The organism is Butyricimonas sp. RTP31003st1_G1_RTP31003_210430, assembly GCF_040920905.1.
GTDB lineage: Bacteria > Bacteroidota > Bacteroidia > Bacteroidales > Marinifilaceae > Butyricimonas > Butyricimonas paravirosa.
In genome coordinates this window covers 1-20346 of sequence record NZ_JBCOSQ010000008.1, presented here as the reverse complement: position 1 = coordinate 20346, position 20346 = coordinate 1, and the positions used below count along the sequence as shown (strand labels likewise).

General features: G+C 38.4%; 15 protein-coding genes. All 15 read left to right on the top strand.

Annotated features, from left to right (window positions below; all coding sequences use genetic code 11):
* The first annotated feature begins 6 nt into the window (after positions 1-6).
* The gene (locus tag AB5542_RS03970) at positions 7-1413 is read left to right on the top strand and encodes a RagB/SusD family nutrient uptake outer membrane protein (RefSeq protein WP_279040609.1); all 1407 of its coding nucleotides are present in this window, start codon (positions 7-9) and stop codon (positions 1411-1413) included.
* A gap of 30 nt (positions 1414-1443) precedes the next feature.
* Positions 1444-2220: a DUF4843 domain-containing protein gene (locus AB5542_RS03965; RefSeq protein WP_279040607.1), complete on the top strand. Its 777-nt coding sequence runs from the start codon at positions 1444-1446 to the stop codon at positions 2218-2220.
* Between the two features lie 16 nt (positions 2221-2236).
* Complete coding sequence (locus tag AB5542_RS03960) at positions 2237-3886, top strand: PKD-like family lipoprotein (protein WP_279040604.1); 1650 nt, start codon at positions 2237-2239, stop codon at positions 3884-3886.
* Positions 3887-3898: 12 nt separating this feature from the next.
* Entirely contained in the window at positions 3899-5068 is a 1170-nt protein-coding gene (locus AB5542_RS03955; protein WP_279040603.1) for a TlpA disulfide reductase family protein, read from the top strand.
* 28 nt (positions 5069-5096) lie between these two features.
* Positions 5097-6437, top strand: coding sequence for a TlpA family protein disulfide reductase (locus AB5542_RS03950; RefSeq protein WP_279040601.1), 1341 nt, complete (start codon positions 5097-5099; stop codon positions 6435-6437).
* A gap of 171 nt (positions 6438-6608) precedes the next feature.
* On the top strand, positions 6609-7205 hold the full coding sequence (locus AB5542_RS03945; protein WP_279040599.1) for an RNA polymerase sigma-70 factor: 597 nt from the start codon (positions 6609-6611) through the stop codon (positions 7203-7205).
* A 58-nt stretch (positions 7206-7263) separates the two neighbouring features.
* Positions 7264-8445 (top strand): FecR family protein, encoded by a 1182-nt coding sequence (locus AB5542_RS03940; protein WP_279040597.1) that lies wholly within the window; start codon positions 7264-7266, stop codon positions 8443-8445.
* An 83-nt stretch (positions 8446-8528) separates the two neighbouring features.
* On the top strand, positions 8529-12209 hold the full coding sequence (locus AB5542_RS03935; protein WP_368242987.1) for a SusC/RagA family TonB-linked outer membrane protein: 3681 nt from the start codon (positions 8529-8531) through the stop codon (positions 12207-12209).
* Positions 12210-12219: 10 nt separating this feature from the next.
* Positions 12220-13767 carry a RagB/SusD family nutrient uptake outer membrane protein gene (locus tag AB5542_RS03930; protein WP_279040595.1) on the top strand — a complete coding sequence of 516 codons (1548 nt, stop codon included), beginning with the start codon at positions 12220-12222 and terminating at the stop codon, positions 13765-13767.
* Positions 13768-13778: 11 nt separating this feature from the next.
* Positions 13779-14723, top strand: a complete 945-nt coding sequence (locus AB5542_RS03925; protein ID WP_279040594.1) for a hypothetical protein — start codon at positions 13779-13781, stop codon at positions 14721-14723.
* A 130-nt stretch (positions 14724-14853) separates the two neighbouring features.
* A complete protein-coding gene (locus tag AB5542_RS03920; protein WP_279040592.1) occupies positions 14854-16182 on the top strand; it encodes a TlpA family protein disulfide reductase in 1329 nt (442 codons plus the stop codon).
* 35 nt (positions 16183-16217) lie between these two features.
* A complete protein-coding gene (locus tag AB5542_RS03915) occupies positions 16218-17540 on the top strand; it encodes a TlpA family protein disulfide reductase (protein ID WP_279040591.1) in 1323 nt (440 codons plus the stop codon).
* A 177-nt stretch (positions 17541-17717) separates the two neighbouring features.
* Positions 17718-18296, top strand: a complete 579-nt coding sequence (locus tag AB5542_RS03910) for an RNA polymerase sigma-70 factor (protein ID WP_230328324.1) — start codon at positions 17718-17720, stop codon at positions 18294-18296.
* Between the two features lie 136 nt (positions 18297-18432).
* Positions 18433-19608: a FecR family protein gene (locus AB5542_RS03905; protein ID WP_279040589.1), complete on the top strand. Its 1176-nt coding sequence runs from the start codon at positions 18433-18435 to the stop codon at positions 19606-19608.
* Positions 19609-19691: 83 nt separating this feature from the next.
* The coding region (locus tag AB5542_RS03900) for a carboxypeptidase-like regulatory domain-containing protein (RefSeq protein WP_368242986.1) at positions 19692-20346 on the top strand (655 nt) is incomplete at its 3' end.

Below are 20346 nucleotides of genomic sequence, written 5' to 3'. Positions count from 1 at the left end.
TAAGATATGAGAAAATATATAGTTAGCATTTGCTTGAGTATGCTTTTGTTTGCTTCTTGTTCCAATTGGTTAGACGTGGAACCGAAGACAACGGTGGAAGAAGAAGAGGTGTTTAGTCGGGAGCTTGGTTTCAAGGAGTCTCTGACCGGGATTTATATAAAAATGACTTCTACCGATTTGTATGCGAGAAATCTGAGTTATGGTTTTTTGGATATTTTAGGGCAACGTTATCACATAAATGATAAATTGAATTATGAAGATGAGTTGTGGTATACATTTCCATCAACGAAAACTCAAGAGTATACGGATAAGATTTGGTCTGAAATGTATAATGTAATCGCCAATGTGAATAATTTGCTGTACTATTGTGATAAGAATAAGCATGTATTCACTACTGAACATTATTACGAGATTATCAAGGGAGAAGCATTGGGATTACGAGCATTTCTTCATTTTGATTTGTTGAGAATGTTTGGGCCGATATATAAAGATAATTCAACGGCTAAGCGTATTGTTTACCGGACGGAGTTTAACCGGGAGCCGAAAGAAATGCAACCTTCGAATGTAGTTGTGGATAGTATTATCGCTGATCTAAAGAAGGCTGAAATGTTGTTGAAAGGGTCTGACACATTAAAGTTTGAGTTCCCGAAAACGGAAAATGAAGAGAAAAGAATGGATGTTAATGATGCTTTTTTGGTATATCGGCATATGCGAATGAATTTATATGCGGTGAAAGCAATGTTGGCAAGGGTGTATTTATATGCCGGAAATAAGACTGAAGCTGCGAATTATGCTAATCAGGTAATTGAAAGTAAGCATTTTGAACTGATAAATGACGCTACAGATATTTTACGTTCAAAAGAGATTCTTTTTTCTATTTATGTGGATAAGTTTGATCTACAAGTGGCAGAGGATATAACTACAGAGAAGGAATATTATGTAGATAATGAAAACTTTTTATATGAAATATTTGACGTGGTTCATGACGGTACTAATGATTTGAGAGTGCGGGAAGGAGTGGCGTTTGATTATGGAGCTGATGGGATTATTATGCGGAAGTATAAACAAGAGTCATTGTGGCCTTCCACAAAGGGTACGATCGTGCTCATTCGTTTAGCCGAGATGTATTATATTTTGGCAGAATGCGCTGCAACTCCGGAGGAGGCAGCTGTTTTCCTAAATAAAGTTCGGGATATGCGGGGTGTTGATCCTGTTGTTTGTACGGAATTAAATTGTTTGGATGAGATCGAAAAAGAATACCGGAAAGAGTTTTATGGAGAAGGACAATTGTTTTTCTTTTATAAACGTCATGCTTACAAGTCATTCTTACATTGCCCGGTGAATCATTTGGCTGAAAGTAATTACATGTTCTCGTGGCCGGATAATGAGAGTTTGTTTGGTAAAACCAATTGATAGATTTAAACGTTGAAAAATGAATGAATTATGAAAATAATAACGATCATATTACATTTTTTTGTGTTATGTGTATTTCTTCAAGGATGTGAGGAATACGAAATGATAGAATACGGGGAAGGTGGAGAGATTAATTTTATGAGTGATTACTATTTGGGGCAAAACTCTAAGCCTTCGTGGAGAGATGATGTTGAGAAGTTACATTATGAAGTTAATTTTGGGATTAATCCTTTGGGGGATTCCTTGTTGATGGACACGTTACTTATCGGGGTGAAAATTAGTGGGATATATGCGGATTATCCTCGAAAGATTGTTTTTACAACAAAGGTTCCGGAACAAAATGCGTTGGAGGTGATATATCCGGATGAGTACTATGTCCCCGCAGATACGGGGATAGCCCAGTTTCGAATTCTTTTAAAACGTCCGGAAATTCGAAATGTCGAATATACTGCCGATTTGACTTTTGATTATGAAAAATCAGATTTTAAGGCGGGAACAGCGGAACGGCAAGTATTCAAATTGAAGGTTCAGAATACCGTGAACATGGAACTATGGGGAACTTATAAGGAAGAGTGGGACGATTATTATTCTATTTTCTTTGGGCCTTATAGTGAGACAAAAGCTCGTTATCTGATTACAAAATATGGGTGTACAAAATTGAACGAGTGGGCTGCGACAGATACATTTATAACTCAGTGGATTACGAATGTTTTTTACAAGGATCTTGAGGCTTATAAGGCAAATCCTGCTAATAAACCTTTGATTGATGAAAATACGGGTGAATGGATTAGTATCCCGAAGTACTAATAAAAAATAAGAAATGATGAAAACATTAATTTATATACTAGTTGTCTTGTTGCTGGCCTCTTGTTATGAGGATAAGGGAAATTATGATTATAAAGAAATCAACACAGTGGATGTTTCTTTGAATGAAGTGTATGCGGTTCGTTTAGGGAAAGATACCACTGTTACTATAATTCCTCAGCTATCACAATCTTTGCAGGAAAATACGGAAAATTTGAAATATGCTTGGTTGCATTCTACGATTAACGAGATGTTTTATGCAGAAGCGTTGAGTTATAATAAAGATTTAGATACTGTCGGTACGGAAGTAAACTTACGATTTCATATTGATCCTAATGAGAAAAATTTGAAATATGAGCATTATTTTCGGTTGAACGTTTATGATGAAATAACTGGAATTGAATATCCGGCAAATACAATTATAAAATTAATTAAGCCGTATAACGGAGCATGGATGGTGTTGCATGCTAAAGATGGGCAGACGAAATTGGGAGCTGTCGAATATATTGATGGAGATATTCAGGTGAGAAAAGAGGCTTTCTATAACGAAACTGGAAAACGATTTGCCGGAAAACCTCTTTGTTTGGGGCAATATACAACCTCGTCGAAATATTATGGATATGGGAGTAGTTGGAATATGTTTTACGTGATTACGGATGTTCCCACAGAAGCCGGGGTTTATTGTCAATGGAAAGGATTTGAAAAGAAAGATAGTCTTTCACGAATGGTAGCTCCAATGGCTCGTTCTAGTTTTGATTTCCAAAATATTAAGTTGCTGGATGGTGATGGTTCTGCGAGTGCATTGCTATTATCGAATAATGTTCTTTACCAGATTCCGAGGGCTGGTAAGGTGTATAAACCGGGAACGAAGTTAGAGGGAGAAATGAAAATAACGTTAGCTTCTAAAGTGAGTAATACAGCTTTATTGTATGATGAGGCAGGACATCGTTTTGCTTTTTACTATAATACAAGTGATGGGTATGGTGTGAAGAAATACGATCCATTGTATTTTAGTGAAGGGGAGGAAAATGTTGACCTAATCCAAGAGATTCCTATTCGGGATGGAAATGTATCAGTCGTGAATCCCAATAAATTATCTCCTGATCAGAAGGTATTGTATGTTGGCGTGGGATACCAGTACGATCAAGACAGAACTCAAATGTATGGTTATGCTTTGGCTAAGAGTGAGGATAAATGTTGTGTTTATGAGTTTAATTCCAAAGGATTTACAGATCCCACGTATGCCTCATTTAATGGCTATTATCAGTTTGAATTGCCTCAAGATTTGGATGAAAATAGTCATGTTGTTTCATCTCCTCCTTATAGCGGTATTATTTTTTATGCATCCGGGAATAAAGTCTATCGTTTGGATTTTAAACAATCAGGGGGAAAAGCTAAAGTGATATACACGCATCCGGGAGGAAAAGTTTCCAAAATGAAGTTTGCTAAGAGAATAGATCCTTACCCACCGAAAGACTTCGATTTTACAGCTTATCAATTTGATATGAAGCAAAGTTTGGGAGTATCTTTTGATATGGGTAATGGAACGAGTGATTTCGTTATTTTAAATTTATCATCAACAGGTAGTGTCGGTGCAGATAGTGAGGATTATCCGGCTTTACAAGTGTATCCGGATTTCGGAGAGATCGTAGACTTTGTATTTATTTAAATGAAGCATAAGATGAAATCATTCATAATTATATGCTGTTTTTTCTTGCTTTTAGGTGCTTGTCAAAGTAAACCTAAGGGGTATGTGATAAAAGGTATGTTTGAGGGAGCTCCGGAAAACGAGTGGGTGTTTTTAACGGATTTAGGACAAAAAGTATATTATGACAGTGTACAACTGAAGGGCGGACAGTTTGAATTCCGAGGGAAGATTGATCATCCGGAACTACGTTGTATTACTTTTTTTAAAAATCCGGCACAAAGGTTGTATGGCTGGAGTAACATTATGGTAGTGCCCGTTTTTGTGGAAAATTCAACGATTAGAATTACTTTACCTTTTTCGGAATTGCCTTCAAAAGCGGAAAAAAGTGTTCCGGAAAATTTACGAGTGGAAGGTTCTTCCTCTCATGATTTGTATGCGAAATATAAGGAACGTGTGATTCCTTTTACCTTGAAATATGATAGTTTGTTTGAGGCTTATCGTCAGGCTTATTATCGTAAAAAGGGGACGGAAGATGATGTTTTTCGTTACGTGAGAGAAATGGATGCTATACGGGACAGTACGTTCGCCATTGGTGTTGAATTTATTCGTCAATACCAAGCATCTCCAGTAGCGTTGTATATCGCAAAAAATTTGCGGGTGAGGGCTTATAGTAGGGCAAAGGCAAAACAGGTTGCAGGACTTTTACCTGAGACGGTTAAAGCAACATCGGAAGGGCAGCAAGCAGTAAAAGCTTTATTGGAACAACCGCTTTATGTGGGGGACATGTTACCTGATTTTGATGTGTTGAACACGGATTTACAAACGGTGAAATTGTCAACTTTCTTGAAAAAGGGACATTACACGTTGGTTGAGTTATGGGCGTCTTGGTGTGGACCTTGTCGGGCGGATATCCCTCATTTGAAAGAAACTTATCAACGTTATCATGAGAAAGGTTTTGAAATGATTAGTATTTCAATAGATGATGACAAGGAGGCATGGTTAAAAGCGGTGAAGGAGGAAGAAATGCCTTGGATTCAAGTCTATGGGGCGAATGGGAAAAGTTACACCAAAGAATGTATGAAGTTGTTCGGTGTTAGTGGTGTGCCTTCGTGCGTATTGATTGATAAAGAGGGGAACGTGCTTAGTACGAATGCTCGCGGAGGATGGTTGAATGAAAAATTGAAAATCTTGTTTGAAAATTAAGTATTCTATTTTGTAAAATTAGTATAGTATGAAAAATATTTTATTGTTTTTTTTATTCGTGGTTGGTGTTGTTAACCACGGTGAGGGAAAGAATGTGCGTTTACATGGTTCTTTGAAAGAGTTTGGGAAAAGTGTGGTTATCATGGACTTTGACGGGGCTGTAGGAGATGTTTCTAAAGCAAGAAGTCAAAAAATTGTAGTAAATGAAGATGGTCGTTTTGATTTTTCTTTTGATTTGAAAAAGCCGGGATATTATTCTGTGGGAAGGAATACGTTGTATTTGACTCCGGGGGATGACATGGAAGTGTATTTAGGAACATCTCAGCCACAAAGTTGGTTTAAGGGAAAAGGTGCTGACGTGAATAATTACATGAAAGGACGTTTGTTTCCACATGAGGGATCTTTTTTAAGGGGAGGAGATAATGTGAAGGATGATTTTGAGCAAACGAGAAAATGTATTGAAGAGTTGGCGGCTCAGCGAGAAAAAGAATTGAAAGCTTTACAGAATGTGAGTAAAGAATTCATAGAGTTGGAGATGATGCGTATAAAGGCGGATGTTGCTAATAGCTATATGATGTATTTATGGTACTCTAGCCTTTTAAGGGATAAAAAGACAAAGGAAGAGAAAGCAAAAGTTATTAGTGAGTTTCACAATTCAATTCGGGAGTATATGAATCCTCTATTGAAGGAGATCTCGGCTAAAGATAAGTATTTGGATATTGCAGTTGTGAGGTTTGTATTGTTGATGTGCTATGATATGGATGTTTTTGATTTTCCGAAATCAAAACGGCTAAGGGAATTTGAGTGCGTTTGCACGATGGGAGAACGTATGGAAGAAGAGATGATACCGTCTCTTTACGATGAATTGTATACTTGGGGGGCAAAATTAAAACAGGCTGATTTTAAACAAGCATTTTTGGGTCGACTAGAGGAACGGGCAAAATTAATGGAGGGACGTTCGGCCATTGATTTTATTGTGCTAGATATGGATGGAAAAGAGAGGAAGTTAAGTGATTATAAAGGTAAAGTGATGTTTGTTGATTTTTGGGCAACTTGGTGTGGTCCTTGTTGGGGGGAGATGCCTCATTTTATAGAGTTGAGTAAAAAATATCCCAATATCCAATTTGTTGGAGTTGCTGTAGATGATACGATGAAATCTTGGTTAAAGAGTATGAAAAAAGATACTGAACATGGGAATGTATTGGAATTATTTGCAACAGACCCTTTCGTTCGGATGAAATGGGATATTACGGGTATTCCTCGTTTTCTGTTGATTGATGAAAATTTCAAGATTATTTCTGCTTCTGCGCCTCGTCCTTCTCAAAAAGATGTGATCATTCCGTTACTGGAGAAGTATAGTAAAAAATAGTTTTAATTGTTGGTGTGGGGGAGTTATCTTAGAATATAGGGATAACTCCTCTTTTCGTTGGAATATTTTACTCCTTTTAAGAAGAAAATTTGTGTAATTATATATACTGTGTAAATTCTTGAGAGAAAATAATCTCTGCATATTCTGTTTTTTCTTAGATTTGTGAAATTTATGGAAATGAGTATGCATCCTTTTGATAATCATGACGTATTGTTGGAAGCCCTGCGAAAAGGGGAAGAGAAGGCCTTTGAGTATCTTTTTGACAGATATTACGAAGGGTTATTGAATTATGCGGGGCGTATTGTTCGGGAGACCGAGTTGGCTTATGATCTGGTACAGGAGACGTTTTGTAAGTTGTACGAGGATCATGCGAATTTGAATATTCATTTGTCTATAAAATCTTATCTTTATAAATCTGTTTATAATAGTTGTTTGAACGAGATTAAGCATCGGAAAGTGGTCAATAACCATATTGATCGGGAACTATTGGATTTTTATTTTTCTGAAATAGTACAAACGCCTGAAGCGGAATTGGCATTGTTGGGTGAGAATATAAATAATGCTTTGCGGGAGGCAATTGATAAATTACCGGAGCGTTGTCGAGAGGTGTTTGTGTTGAGTAAAATGGAAGAATTATCCAATAAAGAGATTGCTGAACGTTTGAATATATCTGTAAAAACGGTTGAAGTTCAGATGACAAAAGCATTGTCTCGTTTACGGAAAGAGTTAGAATGGTTGTTGAGTTTAATTTTCTTTGTAAATTTTTGAATATAGCGTAGGGGTTTTTTCTTTTCAAGTTGTCATAGGAGTATAAACAGGAAAAACTATGACGAATGAAATAGATCAATTAATTTGGCGGGTGCTTGACGGGAAAGCGTCAGAAGGGGAGATTCGTGAGTTGAAAGGTTGGATAGAAGAGAAAGAGAGCAACCGGGAATATTTTCGCCAATGGAAGAAAATATGGAACATGACAAATGGTCCGACCCTGTCTGTTTCTCGTAAACAACGGGAGAAGGAGCGTTTCCTGAAATCTATTCATCAGTCATATGCGGGTAAAGTTCGGAAACGGAGAATAATACATTATTGGCCTGTGGCAGCATCTGTCGTTTTGTTGGTGGGGGTGTTTGTGGGATTTGCACTCAACGAGTGGAGCCAGATGAAAGCTGATCAAGGGATTGCTCAAACGGAAAGAATTGTTCCGGGGGTGAAGGCCGAATTAATCTTGTCCACGGGCGAAAGGGTGTGTTTGGCGCAAAGGAGTGAGTTTATAGAGGGAATGAAAGAATCCGGAATTCGAAATGATTCCTTGGCAGGATTGAATTACGTGGGTGCAAAGATTCAGGGGAAAGAAATTGGTGAAGAGATCGTGTATAACACGATGCAAATTCCGGTGGGAGGATTTTATCAATTGAAATTGGCCGATGGAACAAAGGTCTGGCTGAATTCACTCACGCAACTTCGTTTCCCAGTAACTTTTGCCGGAGAGGAACGGAAGGTGTATCTGACCGGAGAGGCTTATTTTGAGGTAGCACGGGATTCGGTACATCCTTTTATTGTTGCCACGGATGAAGGTATGGAAGTTAAAGTATATGGGACGGAATTTAATGTAGATACCTATCGGAAAGGAACGGTAAAAACCACGCTGGTAAATGGTAAAGTCGGGATTCGGGTGAGTGCCACGGGAGAAGAAGTGAGACTTTCACCTAACCAGATGGCATTATTCACGAAGGCCACTCAATCCATACAGGTCGAGAATGTGGACCCTTATGGTGCAGTTGCTTGGAAGGATGGTAAGTTTGTTTTTGAAGATGAGCCGATGGAAGAGATCATGGAACGTTTGAGTCGCTGGTATGATGTGAAGGTGTTCTATGCTAATGAACGAATTAAAAAACATACATTTACAGGGATTATTACTCGTTTTGCAGATATTTCGGATGTACTTCATCTGATGGAAGAGACTGCCGCCGTGGAGTTTAATATTCAAGGAAATATTGTTACCGTGAAATAAAAAAACCGAAAGTTGTGGGCCAACTCTCGGTATATGTTAGGATGTAAATTTACATCCAGTGTTAAATAGTAAATAACAAATTTATGGAAAAAAAACGAAAATGGGTTTGTTTAAAGAGTGTTTTAAACTTAAAAAGTGTAAAGCGTAAAGTTTTGCAAGTATTTTTGTTGCAAATAATGTTACTGATACCGTGGGGGGTAATGGCTCAGGAGCAAAAAGTTACGATTCATTTGAAACAAGTGAAGGTACAGGAAATCTTTAAAGAGATTAATAAACAGACTGGTTTGAATTTCGTGTATAGTGCTATGCAACTGAATGAGATCGGTATGGTTTCTTTAAACGTGAAAGACGTGACTGTTGATTTTGTATTGAAAAAGTTATTTGAGGGTAAGCCTTTCACGTATAAGTTTGAGATGCAGTCGATTATTATCCGAAAGATTGAGGCTATGCCGAAAGAAAAAACGAGTCGGACAATTCGAGGTGTTATCACGGATAAAGCAAAAGAACCACTTCCAGGCGTGACAGTATTATTGAAGGGAACGAGTGTCGGAACGGCTTCCAATATGCAGGGCGAGTTTGCTTTAGAGGTAATGAAAGATGTGGATTCATTGATTGTAACTTTTGTTGGAATGAAAACACAATACGTGAAATTACAGCCTGAAGTAAGCATGTATAAGATCCAGATGGAATATGATGTTGAGGAAATGGATGAGGTCGTGATTACCGGTTACCAAACAATTGATAAGAGAAAGAATACGAGTGCTGTCCAGACCTTACAAATGGATGATATTAAGGTTCCGGGGGTAACACGGGTTGATCAATTACTGGAAGGACATGTTCCCGGTATGACATTTATGCAAAATTCCGGTCAGGTGGGAGCAGCTCCTAAATTGAGGGTGCGGGGAACATCGACCGTTTTGGGAAATCAAGAACCGGTGTGGGTGTTGGATGGAATTATATTACGAGATCCCGTGAATGTGAGTCCGACATTAGCTAATAACTTGGATTTCGTGAATTTAGTGGGAAATGCGATTTCTGGTATTAATCCGGATGATATTGAGCGTATTGATATTTTAAAGGATGCGTCTGCAACCGCTCTTTACGGTGCGAAGGCTGCTAATGGAGTGATTGTTATAACAACTAAAAAGGGGAAGGCTGGAGCTCCTTCCGTGACATATAACGTGAGTGGAACTTACACGAGAAGGCCTCGTTACACGGATAATAATATCTACTTGATGAATTCAAAGGAACGTGTTGCTTATTCCCGTGAATTGGTTGAAAAAAGATTGTCTCTTCCTGATATTCAAAATTACGTGGGATATGAGGATGCTATTAATAAATTGTTGAATGGTGTATACACTTACGAACAGTTTCAACAAGAAGTGAATCGAATTGAGACTGTGAACACGGATTGGTTTAAACTGATCACGGAGGATTCATTTTCGCATAATCATACATTGAGTTTATCGGGGGGAAGTGAGAATGTACGTTATTATGCTTCTTTAGGATATTCTGATGAAAAAGGAGTTATCAAGAGGGAAAAGAATGATCGGTATTCTACGTTATTAAAGGTGAACGGGAATTTTGATAAACTGGCATTCAATTTTATGATTCAAGCGAATCGGGGAGAACGGCATTACACGAATTCGGAAGTTGATATATTGAATTATGCTTACAATACGGCCAGAACGATACCTGCCTACAATGGGGATGGAAGTTTGTACTATTACACGAAAAGTTATAATCATCCTGAGGGGAAAGAACGTTTACATTTGGCATTTAATGCGTTGAACGAGATGGCGAATTGCCGGGATGAATATAATACTTATGCAGCAACAGTTACCACGGATTTGAACTATCGTTTTAACGAGAATTTGAAGGTTCAATTGATGTTCTCTTATGGAATGAGTAATACAACACAAGAGACGTTCATGGATGAATCATCTTGGTATGCAGCTTGTCTTCGGGGAACGGATTATGGGGTTACACTACCGGATGAGGTTAAAAGTTGGAGTTTGTTGCCGATGGGAGGAGAATATCGTGAGGATATTTCTCGGAATGATAACTATACTGCACGTTTACAGTTGGATTATAATAAATTCCTGGATAAAGATCGTAAACATTTGATAAATGCATCTGTCGGGTTTGAATTATCATCTAACAAGTATGTAGGGAAAAAGCAAACCCATAGAGGATATTTACCGGAGAGAGGAAAGATTATTACTACATTTGATCCGACAGTTTATACTTCATTTGCTCAATGGCAGATGAATACTACAGGGGTATCCCGAGGAGTTATTACAGATAATATTCAAAATGAGTTGTCTGGCTATTTAACTTTGACATATACCTATAATAATACTTATTCTTTGAATTTTAATACTAGGGCTGACGCTTCCAATAAATTTGGAGATCGGAGTAATGAACGTATTTTACCTGTGTGGTCTGTTTCCGGTAGTTGGGATATGAAATCCAATATTCTTGCGGGAGTGAGTTGGGTTAATCTATTAAGTCTGCGAGCGTCCTATGGTTATCAGGGAAATATTTTGAGTGATCAAAGTCCGGAGTTAATCATTGAACGAGGAGATTATAATGACGATTTTGGTAAATATGAATCGGAAATAAAGCATTACCCGAATCCAAATTTGCGCTGGGAGAAGACGGGAACGATCAATGCATCAGTGGATTTTGCTTTATTTGATAATCGGGTACGTGGTACTGTTTCCTACTTTTATAAGAAAACGAAAGACGCTTTCCTGACCAAAACGATCTCGGATATAAATGGTATGGATAGCTATGTGGTTAATTCGGGTACCTTGGAGAATAAAGGTTTTGAGTTGGGTTTCAATTTCACTCCGATTAAGGCAGGTGCAGAGGTGGGAGGATTCCGTTGGGATTTCGATCCTCAGATCGGACAAATTGTGAATACATTATTGTCAAAGGCCGTGAATAATAATAGTTTTGATAAAGTGCAGGATGAAATTCGATTTGAGGACTATTTGAATGGTGATGTGTTAATTGAGGGAGAACCTTTAAACTCGTTTTATTCTTACAAGTTTGCAGGATTGTCCGCAATAGATGGACGTCCGATGTTTTATGATATTGACGAGGAAATGAAAGATGAGTATGTGAAGATGGATAAAGAAGAAGTGTTCCGTCGGGTAATGAAGGTGTCGGGAACAAAAGTACCGGTGATACAAGGCGGGGTTACTAATACCTTTTCTTATAAGAGAATGACGTTGGGGATTCATTTTTCTTATTCGTTAGGTTCAAAAATTCGATTGTTGAAGTTATATGGGGAAAATTCGGGAGGCTCTAGCGTGGCTTTCCTACCGGAACGAAATATGCGTAGAGAGTTTGTGCATCGTTGGCAAAGGCCCGGAGATGAAAAAAGAACTAATATTCCGGGATTACTTCAGAATAGTGAATATACACAGACTTTAATGCCTTGGTGGAAGTCCGGAAATTACAGCTCGATCAAATTTGCAGAAAATATCTGGCAGATGTATGACAATTCGAATATTCGGACAGCGAGTGGAGATTATTTGAAATTGCAATCCATTTCTTTCCGATATATGTTGCCGGAAAGTTTCTGTAAGAAGTTGCATTTGAAATCAGCTGATATCGGTATTTCTGGAACGAATTTATTCACCATTTGCAGTTCAAAATTGAAAGGTCAGGATCCTTCACAATCAGGAACTGCCGATCAATTGAATCTTTCGATTCGTCCTACATATTCAATGAATTTAAGTATAACGTTTTAATTGAAGGATGATGAAACAATATATTATTTTAAGTGTGCTGATATTCCTGTTCGGAAGTTGTGATAGCTTTCTGAAGGAGTATTCTCAGGATCTGGCGTATGCTGAGACGATAACGGATTTGGAAGAGGTGCTGATCGGTAACGGATATCTTGATCGAGGTACAAGTTTTAAGTGGTTACATACGATGGATGACGATTTGGAAGAATCGGTAGTGAATTCCAATTATACAGATTATGAGAATTTCTTTATTTGGGCGAGTTATCCTTGTACAAGAAATAATACGGTATATCGGGATGAAACTTGGGTGACCCTGTATAAGAATATCAGTGCTATTAATGTCGTGTTATCCAAACTGAAAGACATTTCCGATTTCCCGGAAGAAGTGGAGCGTTTGCGTGGAGAATGTCATTTTTTACGAGGTTTTTATTATTATTTTTTGGTGAATACTTATGCTAAGCCTTACGTGAAAGAGTCGGCTTCAACGGATTTGGGTGTACCTTTGAAGACCACGGAGTATATTGAAGATATTTATTTTAAGAGAAATACAGTGGAAGAAACTTATGCATTAATTACGAGTGATTTGGAGGCTTCTGCTCGCTTGTTAAAGGGGAAGGCACATCAAAGTGGTTTTCAAGCAAATTATCATGCTGTTCAGGCTTTTTTGAGCCGTGTCTACTTGTATTTAGGTGAGTATGAGGCTGCTCTACAAGCTGCAGATTCTGTTCTACAAGGGGATTATGCTTTACTGGATTATAATGAATTTGCACAAACAGTAGCTTCTCCTGCAGATATATATGGAATACACGATATTGTTCCGGTTGATGTGATACATCAAACTTCTGTGGAAACAATTTTTACTCAAGGGGCGGGTGCTTTTGCTGGAAATATAAGCGCTTTTGGTATTGCAGCCGGGAGTGAACTTGCTCGTGTCAACAGATATAAAGCTTCTGAAGATCTTGTTCAAATGTACAGTAAGGAGCAAGATTGGGGGACAGATTTGCGTCCTACATTTTTCATGTATGTGAATCAGACAGATCCGACGAGTAAACGATATATCCAGAAACAGACAACATCTTCTTTGACAACTGCATCTTCTGAATTTTTACTGCGTTTGCCTGAAGTGTTATTAAATAAGGCGGAGGCTTTAGCTATGTTAGGGAAAGATGCGGAGGCAATGGCTGTATTGGAAGAGTTACGTGTGAAACGGATTGTAGCGGCAGAATATAAAGAATTGGATGCGAGAAGTGGAAAAAAACTGATTGAATTGATTCGGGACGAACGGCGTCGGGAATTATGCGGAGAAGGACATCGGTGGTTTGATCTACGTCGTTATGCTGTACATCCGAAATACCCGTCTACAAAAGAGATTGTACATGATCATTATTTCTACGATAATTCAATCCGACAGGTAACATATGTTGGTAGTTATAAACTGAACATGTATGAATCAGAACCGGCATATGTGATTCCGATTCCCCAACATGTGATTGAGTTTAATAAAGGAAATATGGTTGATAATGAGACAAGACCGGATCGAGAGGCATTTATACGTTTTTAATGATGAAAGATATGGAAAAATATATATGGTTTATATTGGCTTGTTTTCTAACAGTAGGATGTAGTGATGAAAACGAATTGAAACCGTCCAGTGCGGATCGGGATTGGTTTGTGATCGAGGACTCAGAAGATCACATTGGACATGAAAGATTTTTGTTGTATGAAAAATACGGAATACCTGTTTTTGTAAATGATACGATCGGAGTGGAAGAACGCGGAGTGGATTATTATGGGAATCCCGTTATGTATTATTGTACTTTAGATATAAATTACACGGTTGGGGCTCCGGTCACAGATAATGGACTACAATCCAGAAGGTATTCTTTATTGGAAAGCCTGGAAGATCAGTTGGCAGGAATTTCTTTTTTAGATAATTATCTTATACCGGCATTACCCGAAAATATGTATTTTAATTCTATTCTTTTATTGGATTCTTTGTATGAGATGCGTATGAATGGGTGGGCTGTGGAGAGAAAAGATTTAAACGTGTACCAGGGGACATTGACATTAGCAATAGGACAAGTGAAATCAATTGCTAAAATGACGCCAGAGGAACAAAATAAACACAAAGGGCTTATTTTAGCGACATTGGCGTTGAAACAATTGGATGAAGAACAATTGTCAGATTTTTATATGGTTAGTTACGATCCAGTCAAAAAATTAAGTTACTATCAGCAAATGGTTACTCCATCTCCTAGTGCTGCCATGCCGTCTGCAAAATGTGAAGTGTATGGTTTCTTAGACTATGATAGTCGATATTATGCAATGAATGAAGGAAAAGATCCATCACAATGGATATATTACACGTTGACAAAGGCCAATGATTTAGAAGATTTTGTTTTGGCCTATTTTCAATATAGCGAGAAGGAATTTAAAGAATTATATGCCGATTATCCATTAGTATTGGAAAAATATGAAATCATAAAGACATTAATGACGGATTTCGGGTATATGTAAATAAGTAATTCAAGAATTTGGAGTTGAGGTATTTGTTCAAGGAAGGGGATTCCCCTTCCCTTGTTACCTCTTTGTCCTTGTAAAATAATGATAAGACAGAATATAGGGTATTGTATTTAAAAATGTATGTATGAAAAAGATTAGTTTATTATTGTGGGTACTTTGTACAAGTGTAACTTTATTTGCTCAAAAAAGTACAACGGTAAAGGGTTTTGTAAAACACAAACGGACTCCGGAAATAACGCTTTTCGAGGTTGAGAATGGGGACATGAAAGTATGTGCCACGGCAACGATGGGGCGTGATAGTTCCTATAGTTTTACATTTGTTCCGAAGAAGACCGGTTTCTATGCAGTGGGAGATCGTCGAATGAGTTTTCCGATTTACGTGAAGGGAGGAGAAGAGATCAATATTGATTTATTGGAGAAAAAAGCCATGCTGACGGGAAAGAATACAAAGGAAAATCAAGCTCTTTACCAGTGGGAAGATTTTGCTAATAATATTCGTTATCAGTCTATCGTGACGATGGTGGCGCAGACAACTTACAAAGAATTTTTTCCGGAATTTACCCAGTTCATAACTAAGATTGATTCAATAAAAGGAGCAATTAAAAGCGGAGATCCGAAATTTGATGAATTAATTCGGAAGAAAATAGATTACGACGTGGATTATTATGCCATGATGTTTTTAATGACACCGCGTACTGCACATCCTCAACGTTCTGATTGGCCTGCCTTTTTTAGCACGATCGTATCAGACAAAAAATTTACTTCTGCAGACGTATTACAATTTCCGCGGGGGATTAATATGGTGTTAGCTTATACTAATTTTGCAACAATGAGTGAGGCGGATAGAAAAGGTGCTGATGCATTGAATAATAATCAGTTGAAAGGAGAGGCTCTTTTATGGACATTTGCAGCAGCTGCGAAGTTTTATCCGGAATATGAGCTTTTCATGGAACAAAATGGAGTGATCTTGACACCAGATCAAAAAGAAAGAGCCAAAGCTATTGCAGCGAAATTGCGTCCTTCTGAGGCTGGTAAGCCTGCAAAGAATTTTATTTATCCGGATATAAACGGGAAAGAAGTTTCTTTATCTGATTTTAAGGGGAAAGTTGTAGTGGTAGATGTATGGGCCACTTGGTGCGGACCTTGTAAAGGGGAACTTCCTTTCTTGAAAAAGTTGGAAGAAGAGATGCACGGAAAGGACGTGGTATTTATCGGTGTATCATTGGATGAGGCTAAAGATAAACAGAAATGGATTGATTTCGTGAAGAAGGAAAATTTGAAAGGAGTGCAGTTACACGCTTCAGGATGGAGCCAGATAGCTAGAGATTATGAAATTAAAGGAATCCCACGTTTTATGTTGTTTGATAAAAGAGGGAATATAGTTACTGAAAATGCACCTCGTCCTTCTAATCCTATGCTGAAGAAGATGATCGAAAAAGAATTGCAAAAATAATGAATGAACTTTTTTGTTCTGGAGATGATTAGATTATGAAGAAAGAGAGAGTATTATTATCATTGTTGTTTCTTTGTGTGAATATGGTTGTATTTGCACAAAAGCAAACAACTTTGGAAGGCATTGTCAAGTATAAAAAACTACCGAAAATTTCACTTTTTTCAGTGGAGAACGGAAGAGTGAAAGAATGTACAACAGCTACGGTAGAACAGGATGGGGCTTATCGTTTTGCGTTTGTACCGGAAAAGCCGGGTTTTTATGCTTTGGGTGATAAACAAAAAAATTTTCCTGTTTATGTGAAAGGTGGAGAAAAGATTCAGATTGATTTGTTGGAACAGGGGGCTGTGTTGACGGGGAAAAATACGAGAGAGAATAAGGCTCTTTATCAATGGGAAAAATATGTGAATGATTTGCGTGCCATGACAGGAAGAGGGGTAACTTATAAAGAGTTTTTCCCTTGGTTTACGAGATTCGTTACAAAAATTGATTCCGTGAAAAAAACAATTAGGAGTGGAAATTCTGGATTTGACAAGTTGATTCATAAGAAGATTGATTATGACGTGGATTACTATGCAATATCGTTTCTGATGTCACCACGGAGTGTACATCCTCAACGTTCTGATTGGCCTACTTATTACGATTCCATTCTTTCTGAAGAGAAATTTTCTTCGGATGATTTATTGTTGTTCCCGACGGGTTTTGATCTATTGATAATGTATTACAATTTTACCTATAGAATTGATCCGGATGGGCAAGGTGAAAAGATATTTAGTAACGATCGGTTACGTGGAGAAGTTCTTTTATATATGTTCTCTATTCATGCAAAATATTATCCTGAATACGAAACTTTTATGAAGGAGAATGAGGGACTTTTGACGGAGGATCAAAAGGAAAGGGCTAAACTGATGGCCACTAAATTATATCCTTCTTTAGCTGGGCAACCGGCGAGAAATTTCATGTATACGGACGTGAATGGGAAAAAGATCTCTTTATCGGACTTCAAAGGCAAGGTGGTTGTCGTGGATGTGTGGACAATGACTTGTGGAGCCTGTTTGGCACAATATGTTTATTTAAAAAAGCTGGAAGAGGAGTTACAAGGTAAGGATGTCGTGTTTATCGGGATCTCGTTGGATAAAGAAAAAGATCGACAGAAATGGATTGACTTTGTTAAAGAAAAAAACTTAGAAGGTATTCAGTTACATGCTGGAGACCAAAGTCAGTTTGCGGAAGACTATCATATTGTAGGGGTACCTCGTTTTGTCGTCTTTGACAAGAAAGGATGTGTCGTTATGGAGGAGGCTCCTCGTCCTACAGATCCTCGTTTGAAAAAAATAATTGAATCTGAATTACAGAAATGAATACAACTTGTTGTGTTCTGAAGAGAATAATATTGATAAAAGAGTATATCTGAAATTTATTAGAATAATTTTTTGAAAAGTTTATCGAGGAATTGCGGCATCCGAGCAGTAATTCCTCTTTTTTTGTAAATCATTATCTTGGTATGTTATTTTTTTAGTTTAATAAATTAATTAATTTTGTCAAAACGAAGTCCCGGGCGTATTAATTACGAATACTATATGGCGAATGAACTTTTAGACAATAAGACTTTTGAGGATTTGTTCGAATTGCATTTCACGAAACTGATGGGTTTCGTGTTTAATTACGTGCGGGATGAAGAGGTGGCAAAGGATATTGTTCATGATGCTTTCCTGACGTTGTGGAGTAACCGGAAACGTCTAAATCCGGTTTATCCGGTGAAATCTTATTTGTTCACGTTGGCCCAGAATTGTGCATTGAATTATTTAAGGCATTTGCGTGTGGTAACCGGTAACGAGCAAGCCGTGACTGAATTACTGGAGGCTGCAAATGAGGAATTGGACGATTATGAGAAACGATTGGTGCGTTTGGAGGAAAAATTGGCGCAATTACCGGAAAAACAGCGAGAGGTATTGGTAAAATGTGTGGTGGAAGGGAAGAAGTACAAGGAGGTGGCGGAAGAACTGGACATTACCGTGAACACTGTAAAAACGCATATTACCCGCGCCTTGAAATTCTTACGGGATGAATTGCAGGAGGATCTGATCATGCTTCTTTTGTGTCTAAAAGGAATGTAATATTCATGTGTTCAGTTATTTATTTGTTATAGACGGGTATCTGTAACCAGTATGCTGAATTTTTTTCAAAAAACTTTATTTCTCTTGTCGCCCATTTTTTAGGGGTGCGTGTATTAGCTGTGAAAAATAGAAAGAGATGAAGTATAGCGAGAAAGATATAGAGTTTGCTAATCAGATCCTTACACGTCGAAATGAATTGGATAACGGGCTGGTTGAGGCTTGGATGAGTGATCCGGAACACGTGGAGATGTTGAGGGAATTCGTTGCGATCCGGGAGGAATACACGAACTGGAATTTTGAGGTAGTAAAGGGAGAAGAGCGGGAACGTTTACATCAAGCCATTAGTCGAAAGAAAAAACGTCAACTGGTTACGCGCTGGTCCGTGGCGGCATCCGTCGTGTTGTGTGTTGCGTTAAGTGTATTGTATTTGTGGAATGATTCCTATTGGGCTTTTGAACAAAAATTTCCTCAACAGGTTAATTTAACCCAGCATAAAATGGCTAACGTGGAATTGATTTTGGCAGATGGTAAGCGTGTCCTGTTGGACGGTTCCGGACGACAAATTCAAGATCATGGCGTATCCGGTATCAAAGATGATTCTTTGCAGGGATTGACTTACGTGCAAGCAAAGGCGTTGGATGAAAACGTGACGGAAGTTTTATACAACACGCTGAAAGTTCCGACGGGAGGTTTTTATCAATTAGAACTAAGTGATGGAACCCGGGTTTGGTTGAATGCCGAATCGGAACTACGGTTTCCTGTACAATTCGGTGTGGGGAAACGGGAGGTGTATTTAAGGGGAGAGGCATATTTTGACGTGCGAAAAGATACATCTCGACGTTTTGTTGTTCATCTGAGAGAGTCGAATGTTACCGTGCTGGGAACTTCGTTTAATGTTAAGGCATATGGGGATGAAGACTATATATATACCACGTTGGTGGAGGGGCAGGTGCGGTTTACCTCGGAGAAAGAACATGAAGAGGTGACTTTACGGCCGGGTATGCAGAGTGTTTTGAACTTGAAATCGGGCAAAACAGAATTGAAAGAGGTGGAGGTCGAGCAATTCACGGCTTGGCGGCAGGGACGTTTTGTTTTCCCTTCTACAACCCTGGGAGACTTGATGTGTCAGTTGAAACGGTGGTATGATATTGATGTGGTTTATCTGGCTCCGGAGGCGAAAGGTTATGAATTCCGGGGAGCGATTAACCGGGATATGGATTTGAAAAACGTGTTAGCTATCGTGGAAAAAACGAGTAATGTTATTTTTGATATAAATGGACGAACAATAAAAGTGACAATAAAAAGTAAGTAGGAGAAAAAACGAGGATTGCCGTCAACAACCCTCGTCTGATTCTCCAAAAGAGAACCTCAATAATTAATTTGAAATTCAAAGTTATGAAAAAAAAGTTTAGTTTGTGCCATTCCGGTACATACAGGGGATTTTTTAACCTATTCCATGGTGTGAGGGTTATGATATTCCTGATGCTGGTGGGGTTAACCCACGTGTCGGCAACGGCTTCCAGTCAGAATGCAGTTATTAATCTGAAATTAAAAGATGTCAGCTTGGAAGAGGCCGTCCGAAGCGCGGAAAAACAATTAAAACAGGATTTCTTTTTTAATAAACAGGAGATTGATGTGAATAAGAAAGTGTCCGTTGATCTGGAGAATGCCTCGGTAGCCGACTTCGTTCGATTGGTGTTCGGACAGAATTTCGGATACGAATTGGTCGATAACGTGATTGTTGTTTCCCGAAAACCGGCAACACAGGTGAACGTGAAATCCGTGGAGATTTCGGGTAAAGTGGTGGACAAGGACAACGCTCCGCTTCCGGGGGTAACCGTTCTGGTGAAAGGTACCAGTTTAGGTACGGCCACGGATATAAACGGAACCTATAAATTGTCTATCCCGGATCAACAGTCGATCGTGTTGGAATTCTCGTTTGTCGGGATGAAAACGAAAACGGTGACTTACACGGGACAGAAGGAGATCAACGTGGTGTTGGAAGAGGATGTGAGTGAAATGGAAGAGGTGGTAGTGACCGGTTACCAGA

Coding starts and splice junctions, on each gene's coding strand:
- AB5542_RS03970 (WP_279040609.1), top strand. CDS start 7: ATGAGAAAATATATAGTTAGCATTTGCTTGAGTATGCTTTTGTTTGCT.
- AB5542_RS03965 (WP_279040607.1), top strand. CDS start 1,444: ATGAAAATAATAACGATCATATTACATTTTTTTGTGTTATGTGTATTT.
- AB5542_RS03960 (WP_279040604.1), top strand. CDS start 2,237: ATGAAAACATTAATTTATATACTAGTTGTCTTGTTGCTGGCCTCTTGT.
- AB5542_RS03955 (WP_279040603.1), top strand. CDS start 3,899: ATGAAATCATTCATAATTATATGCTGTTTTTTCTTGCTTTTAGGTGCT.
- AB5542_RS03950 (WP_279040601.1), top strand. CDS start 5,097: ATGAAAAATATTTTATTGTTTTTTTTATTCGTGGTTGGTGTTGTTAAC.
- AB5542_RS03945 (WP_279040599.1), top strand. CDS start 6,609: ATGGAAATGAGTATGCATCCTTTTGATAATCATGACGTATTGTTGGAA.
- AB5542_RS03940 (WP_279040597.1), top strand. CDS start 7,264: ATGACGAATGAAATAGATCAATTAATTTGGCGGGTGCTTGACGGGAAA.
- AB5542_RS03935 (WP_368242987.1), top strand. CDS start 8,529: ATGGAAAAAAAACGAAAATGGGTTTGTTTAAAGAGTGTTTTAAACTTA.
- AB5542_RS03930 (WP_279040595.1), top strand. CDS start 12,220: ATGAAACAATATATTATTTTAAGTGTGCTGATATTCCTGTTCGGAAGT.
- AB5542_RS03925 (WP_279040594.1), top strand. CDS start 13,779: ATGGAAAAATATATATGGTTTATATTGGCTTGTTTTCTAACAGTAGGA.
- AB5542_RS03920 (WP_279040592.1), top strand. CDS start 14,854: ATGAAAAAGATTAGTTTATTATTGTGGGTACTTTGTACAAGTGTAACT.
- AB5542_RS03915 (WP_279040591.1), top strand. CDS start 16,218: ATGAAGAAAGAGAGAGTATTATTATCATTGTTGTTTCTTTGTGTGAAT.
- AB5542_RS03905 (WP_279040589.1), top strand. CDS start 18,433: ATGAAGTATAGCGAGAAAGATATAGAGTTTGCTAATCAGATCCTTACA.